The 6,781-nt window shown below is 71.3% G+C and carries 6 protein-coding genes; 5 read left to right on the forward strand and 1 reads right to left on the reverse strand.

The features are described from left to right. The first annotated feature begins 26 nt into the window (after positions 1–26). The gene (locus tag STRTUCAR8_RS18790; protein ID WP_006377406.1) at positions 27–1,595 is read left to right on the forward strand and encodes a P-loop NTPase family protein; all 1,569 of its coding nucleotides are present in this window, start codon (positions 27–29) and stop codon (positions 1,593–1,595) included. Positions 1,596–1,607: 12 nt separating this feature from the next. Here STRTUCAR8_RS18790 and STRTUCAR8_RS18795 read toward each other — a convergent pair whose 3' ends face one another. After that, positions 1,608–3,107: an SCO1417 family PLP biosynthesis transcription factor gene (locus STRTUCAR8_RS18795; protein ID WP_006377399.1), complete on the reverse strand. Its 1,500-nt coding sequence runs from the start codon at positions 3,105–3,107 to the stop codon at positions 1,608–1,610. Between the two features lie 99 nt (positions 3,108–3,206). Between STRTUCAR8_RS18795 and yczE the strand changes: the two genes are divergently transcribed. The 4 genes from yczE (at position 3,207) to STRTUCAR8_RS18815 (ending at position 6,677) form a co-directional block, all read left to right on the forward strand. Next, positions 3,207–3,869, forward strand: a complete 663-nt coding sequence (yczE, locus tag STRTUCAR8_RS18800) for a membrane protein YczE (RefSeq protein ID WP_234372736.1) — start codon at positions 3,207–3,209, stop codon at positions 3,867–3,869. Next, entirely contained in the window at positions 3,866–4,633 is a 768-nt protein-coding gene (locus STRTUCAR8_RS18805) for a glycerophosphodiester phosphodiesterase family protein (RefSeq protein WP_006377398.1), read from the forward strand. Before yczE ends, STRTUCAR8_RS18805 begins: the two co-directional genes overlap by 4 nt. Positions 4,634–4,676: 43 nt before the next feature. Beyond that, positions 4,677–6,035 carry an MFS transporter gene (locus STRTUCAR8_RS18810; protein ID WP_006377403.1) on the forward strand — a complete coding sequence of 453 codons (1,359 nt, stop codon included), beginning with the start codon at positions 4,677–4,679 and terminating at the stop codon, positions 6,033–6,035. A gap of 267 nt (positions 6,036–6,302) precedes the next feature. Next, entirely contained in the window at positions 6,303–6,677 is a 375-nt protein-coding gene (locus STRTUCAR8_RS18815) for an RNA polymerase-binding protein RbpA (RefSeq protein WP_003977404.1), read from the forward strand. The last annotated feature ends 104 nt before the right edge of the window (positions 6,678–6,781 follow it).

Raw genomic sequence — 6,781 nt, forward strand, 5'->3', positions numbered from 1 at the left:
ACCGCACGCACCTCCAGGAGACAGCAGTGGCCCGGCGCCCCCTTCCCCGCATCCTGAGCAACGGCAGCGCACAGATCGCCCGGAGCCGGGAGCTGGCCCGGACCGCGGCCGACAGTGCCACGGACGTCCTGCACCCGCTGATCACGATCAGCCGGGGTCTTCGCCGACTGGCTGCGGCCGGGCGGCGCAAGTGGGCGGACACGCCCAAGGACAAGCGTGGGCCACTGCTGTTCCTGGTGGCCTCGGTGGTCCTGGTCGTGGCCCTCGTGCCGTACGGCCCGCTGCTCGCCGTCACGTCGGTGATGGCGGCTGCGGCCTGGCACGGCCGCGACCGCGCATCGGCGGAGCCCGAGGGCCCCGACGAGTCCCAGACCCAGCGCCTCCAGTCCCTGTACGACGCGCTGGTCCCCTACTTCTCGACCCCCGACGACCCTGATCCCCTGTACGTCCACGGCGGCGACTGGGAGAAGACCTTCCCGGCTTACGAGTTCGACGGCACCGGCCGCGTCTGTCACCTGGTGGTCCGCTACCCGGCGTACTTCACCGACGGCGAGGCGGACTCCCGCGCGCGGATCGAGCAGTTGCTGCACGCCAAGTCGGGCCGGGGCCGCGAGTACCACTTCGTGTGGGACGAGGAGGGCAACGAGCTGACGGTCACCGTCCTGCCGCCGCTGCCCACCGACATCGCCGCGCAGCGCTTCGTCACGTCCCCGGGCGAGACGGTGCTCGGCTTCACGGACCCCACCCAGGTACAGCGCACGCTCCCCCTCAGCCACGGCGAGGAGCGGCGTGACGTCCCGCCGGTCGTCTGGCGCACGGGTCCCCGCTCCACCGAACCGCACCTGCTGGTGATGGGCGAACCGGGCAGCGGCGCCACCACGCTCCTGCGTTCGATCGCGCTGCAGGCCCTCCAGTACGGCGACGTCCTGATCGTCGACGGAAGTGGCACCGGTGAGTACGCGTGCCTGACCGGCCGGGACGGCGTGCTGGCCGTCGAGTGCGCCCCGGCCTCGGCCGTGGCGAGCCTCGAATGGGCCTCCCACGAAACGGAACGCCGACTGATCACGGCCAACCTCGCCCGCCAGGCCGGTGAGCCGCTCCCCGACGACACCCGACGCCCGCTGTGGCTCCTCCTCGACCGCCCCGGAGCCCTCGCCCATCTGGCCACCGCCGACGGCCGCCCCGACCCCCAGTCCCTGCTCCAGGTCCCCCTGCGGCACGGGCGGGCGGCGAACGTCACCGTGGTCGTGGCGGAGCAGTTCGACAGCGCGGACACCCTGAGCGACGCCGTACGGCAGCACACGCGCGCGCGTGTCGTCCTCGGCGCCGCGTCCTCCACCCAACTGGAAGCGGTCCTGGGCGCGCGTCCCCAGACGACACCGGTTCCGGTCGTGTCACCCGGCCGCGGCTACGCCCGGCTGGGCTCGGGCCCGGTCCACCGCCTCCAGGTCCCGGCCACCCCCGACCCCCACGACGACGCGACGAGCGACGCACAGCGCCAGGCCGTCCTGGAACTGCTCCCCCCGAGAACGGCTCCGGCACTCCTCGTCAAGCAGGAACAGGAACAGGCACACGCGCAGGAGCCGGTGGCCTGAGGCCCGGGCCGCTCACGCCACGAAGGTGCGGGGGGACTCGGCGCCCCCCGACCCGCCACTCACCACGATCCGCGCCGCTGCGGCCAGCCGGGCGGCCGCCTCGTCGGCCACCGCTCCCCCCACGGTGAACGGCAGCCGCACATACCCCTCGAAGGCACCGTCGACCCCGAACCGGGGCCCCGAAGGCACCCGCACCCCCACCCGCTCCCCCGCCTCGGCGAGCCGGGACCCCGACAGGCCACCGGTACGGACCCACAGCGTGAGCCCGCCCCCGGGCACCGTGAACTCCCAGTCCGGCAGCTCCCGTCGTACCGCCGCGACCAGTGCGTCCCGGTTGCCCCGGGCCTGTTCGCGCCGCATCTCGACCGCCTGCTCCCAGCCACCCGTGCTCAGCAACCAGTTGATGGCCAGCTGTTCGAGTACGGGCGTGCCCAGGTCCGCGTAGGCCCGCGCGGCGACAAGGCTGCGGATCACGTCCGGAGCCGCCCGCACCCAGCCGATGCGCATGCCGGCCCAGAATGCCTTGCTGGCGGAACCCACGGTGATGACCGTGGACCCGGCGGGATCGAAACCGCAGACCGGTCGGGGCATCTCGACGTCCGGGTCCAGCCACAGCTCGGTCATCGTCTCGTCGGCGACGAGCACCGTCCCCGCCGACCGGGCCGCGTCGACGAGCTGCCGCCGCTGGTCCTCGTCGGCGAGCGCACCGGTGGGGTTGTGGAAGTCGGCCACGACGTACGCGATCCGGGGCGCGGCCTCGCGCAGCACCTGGCGCCAGCGGTCCAGGTCCCAGCCGGCCAGCCCGTCGGCCATCGCGACGGGCACCAGCCGGGCGCCCGCCTCCCGCATGAGCTGCAGGATGTTGGCGTACGAGGGCGATTCGACGGCGATGCGCTCGCCCCGGCCGGAGAACAGATGACAGATCGCGTCGATGGCGCCCATCGCGCCGGTCGTCACCATGATCTGTTCGGGCATGGTGGGGATGCCGCGCGCGGTGTACCGCTCGGCGATCATCGCGCGCAGCGCGGGCAGACCGGCCGGGTAGTCACCGTGTGTGTGCGCGTACGGGGGCAGTTCTTCCAGCGCGCCCTGGACGGCGCGGGTGAGCCAGGGCTCGGGCGCGGGCAGGGCCGCCGTACCGAGGTCGATCACCGAACCGAGGGCCTCGGGGGGCAGGGGTTCGAGCCCGCGCGCGGGAAGCGGGTTACCGGCAGGTACGGCGGTCCAGCTGCCCGCGCCTCGCCGGGACTCCAGGAAGCCCTCGGCGCGCAGCGCCTCGTAGGCGGCGGCGACCGTGGTGCGGCTGACGGAGAGGGAGAGGGCCAGTTCGCGTTCGGCGGGGAGACGGGCGGCGACCGGCACCCGGCCCTCCAGCACCAGCAGACGGATGCCGTCGGCGAGTGACCGGTAGGCGGGCGGGCGGCGGGTGCCGGGGCCCGCGGGGCGGTCCTGCTGGGAGGTGAGCAGCCGGGCGAGCTGCGCGGTACCCACCGCGGAAGTCCACTGCACCATGCAGATCAGTCCACCTTCCCCGAATTGGCCATGGATGGGATCCAGTAGCAAGCCACAGGGTGTCATGTGCCAGGCCACTACCACCACAGGGGGCAGCTCGTGAGTTCGTTGTCAGCGCCGGATCGTGTCGGCCGACGGTTGGTCCAGCTCTACACCGGCCTCGCGCTGTACGGCGCCAGCTCGGCCCTGCTCGTCGAGTCGGGCCTCGGCCTGGAGCCCTGGGGCGTACTGCACCAGGGGCTGGCCGAACTGACCGGGCTGACCATCGGCGTCGTGTCGATCTTCGTGGGCGCCGCCGTGCTGCTCCTGTGGATCCCGCTGCGCCAGCGTCCGGGCCTCGGCACGGTCTCGAACGTCTTCGTCGTCGGCCTCGCCATGGACGGCACGCTGGCTCTGGTCCCCGACGCGCACACCCTCGCCGCCCGCATCCCCCTCCTGGTGGCGGGCATCGTCCTGAACGGGGTGGCCACCGGCCTGTACATCGCGGCGAGCTTCGGCCCGGGCCCGCGCGACGGCCTGATGACCGGCCTGCACCGGATCACCGGCCGCTCGATCCGGCTCGTCCGTACGGCGATCGAGGTGGCGGTCGTGGCGACGGGCTTCGCCCTGGGCGGCACGGTGGGCATCGGCACCGTGCTGTACGCGCTGGCGATCGGACCGCTGGCCCAGCTGTTCCTGCGCGTGTTCGCCGTTCCGGCGGCATCGGCCGGCAGTCCGGTCGTTGCCGCCGGGCAACCGGAAGAGGCGATACTGCGACCGTGACCACGCGGATACGCCATCCCTACCTCGACCATCCCGGCCCGATCCCCTTCGCCCACCGGGGCGGGGCGGCGGACGGGCTGGAGAACACGATGTTCCAGTTCCGGCGGGCGGTGGAGGCGGGCTACCGCTATCTGGAGACCGACGTGCACCGCACGGCGGACGGAAAGCTCGTCGCCTTCCACGACTCGACACTGGACCGGGTGACGGACGGCGGCGGCCGGATCGCGGACCTCTCCTGGTCCGACATACGGCACGCGCGCGTGGCGGGCAGCGAGCCGGTGCCCCTCTTCGAAGACCTGCTCGAAGCCTTCCCCGACGCGCGCTGGAACATCGACGTCAAGGCCGAGCCCGCGCTGCGCCCGCTCCTGGACCTGATCGAGCGCACCGGCTGCTGGGACCGCGTCTGCGTCGGCTCCTTCTCCGAGGCGCGTGTGGTGCGCGCCCAGCGGCTCGCCGGTCCGCGCCTGGCGACGTCGTACGGCACCCGGGGTGTCCTCAACCTGCGGCTGCGCTCGTGGGGTCTGCCGGTGGGGGTGCGGCGGTCGGCGGTCGCCGCACAGGTGCCGGAGGCCCAGTCGGGCGTTCCGGTGGTCGACCGGAGCTTCGTACGCACCGCCCACGCGCGCGGGCTGCACGTCCACGTGTGGACGGTCAACGATCCCGATCACATGCACCGGCTCCTGGACCTGGGAGTCGATGGCATCATGACCGATCACATCGACACGTTGCGCAAGGTTCTGGAGGACCGGGGCACCTGGTTCTGACTCCCCGCGCACACCACCTCCACGGGGAAAGCGAGGGGCACGGGTGGGCATCGAGACCGTGCGGGACGAGGCGTCCGACGAGGCCGCGGGGCGCCGCGAGCGGCGCGGCTGGTACTTCTACGACTGGGCGTGCTCCGTCTACTCGACGAGCGTCCTCACCGTGTTCCTGGGTCCCTATCTGACGTCGGTCGCCGAGAAGGCGGCCGACACGGACGGGTTCGTGCACCCGCTGGGCATACCGGTCCGCGCCGGTTCGGTCTTCGCCTACTCGGTGTCCCTGTCGATCATCGTGGCCGTGCTCGTCATGCCCGTGGTGGGCGCGGCCGCCGACCGCACCGGACGCAAGAAGCCGCTACTGGGCGCCGCCGCCTATGTGGGTGCCACGGCGACGACGGGCATGTTCTTCCTCGGCGGCGACCGCTATCTGCTCGGCGGGCTGCTGTTGATCATCGCCAACGCGGCTCTGTCCGTCTCGATGATGCTCTACAACTCGTTCCTCCCCCAGATCGCCCCGGTCGAGGAGCGCGACGCGGTCTCCTCGCGCGGCTGGGCGTTCGGTTACGCGGCGGGCTCGCTGGTCCTCGTCGTCAACCTGGTGCTGTACACCGCCCACGACTCCTTCGGCCTCTCGGAGGGCATGGCCGTCCGCGTCTGCCTGGCCTCGGCGGGCCTGTGGTGGGGCGCCTTCACCCTCATTCCGCTGCGCAGACTCCGCGACCGCAGGACCGCCCCGGCGGAAGCCGCCGACAAGGAGGCCACGTCCCCCGGGCTGAGGCAGCTCGCGGCCACGGTCCGCGACATGCGCCGTCACCCGCTCACCCTCGCCTTCCTGCTCGCCTATCTCGTCTACAACGACGGCATCCAGACCGTGATCTCCCAGGCCTCGGTCTACGGCTCGGAAGAGCTCGGCCTGGGCCAGTCCACTCTCATCGGGGCGGTGCTGCTGGTCCAGGTGCTCGCGGTGGCGGGAGCACTCGGGATGGGCCGACTGGCCCGCGTGTACGGGGCCAAGCGGACGATTCTCGGATCGCTGGTGGCGTGGACGGTGACGCTCGCGGCGGGGTACTTCCTGCCGGCCGGCGCTCCGGCGTGGTTCTTCGTGCTGGCCGCCGGCATCGGCCTGGTCCTCGGCGGCAGCCAGGCCCTGTCCCGGTCCCTGTTCTCGCATCTGGTGCCGCCGGGCAAGGAAGCCGAGTACTTCTCGGTGTACGAGATGAGCGACCGCGGGATGAGCTGGCTGGGCCCGCTTCTGTTCGGGATCACCTACCAGCTGACCGGTAGCTACCGGGACGCGATCATCTCGCTCGTGGCCTTCTTCGTCATCGGGTTCGTGCTGCTGGCCCGGGTTCCGGTGGGCCGGGCGATCCGCGACGCGGGCAATCCTGTTCCCGAAAGGATTTAGCATCCGCGGCAAAAGAGCGGTAGTGTACGCCGTTGGCCTGCCAGGCGTACCGTTACTGCGCGTCAAAGATGACGAAACGCTGGGTGACATCTGCTTGCAGATGTGACAAACCGGGCGCTGGTGGGTACAACAAGGGGCGGCTACGACGGCGACGCACGACCCGAAACGGGACACGGGACGGGAATCTTTACCGCCGACCGGACGTTGACCGGATGACGACGACAGCGACACCTGTCCTGTGGGCGACAAGCCCGGGAGGCACGATTCATGAGTGAGCGAGCTCTTCGCGGCACACGCCTCGTAGTGACCAGCTATGAGACGGACCGCGGGATCGACCTGGCTCCGCGCCAGGCCGTGGAGTACGCATGCGAGAAGGGGCATCGGTTTGAGATGCCCTTCTCGGTGGAGGCCGAAATTCCGCCGGAGTGGGAGTGCAAGGTCTGCGGGGCCCAGGCACTTCTCGTGGACGGTGACGGCCCTGAGGAGAAGAAGGCCAAGCCCGCGCGTACGCATTGGGACATGCTGATGGAGCGACGCACCCGCGAGGAACTCGAAGAGGTCCTTGAGGAGCGACTGGCTGTACTGCGCTCCGGAGCGATGAACATCGCGGTACATCCGCGGGACAGCCGCAAGTCCGCGTAGTCCCTCCGGGGCTGGGCGGCATACAACGCACGCGTGACACCGCGGGTGCCGTACGTGAGTTTGGCGTGCGGTGCCTGCGGTTTTGCGTTTTTCAGAAGCTTTTG

Origin of the sequence: Streptomyces turgidiscabies Car8 (assembly GCF_000331005.1) — a bacterium.
GTDB classification, from domain to species: Bacteria; Actinomycetota; Actinomycetes; order Streptomycetales; family Streptomycetaceae; genus Streptomyces; species Streptomyces turgidiscabies.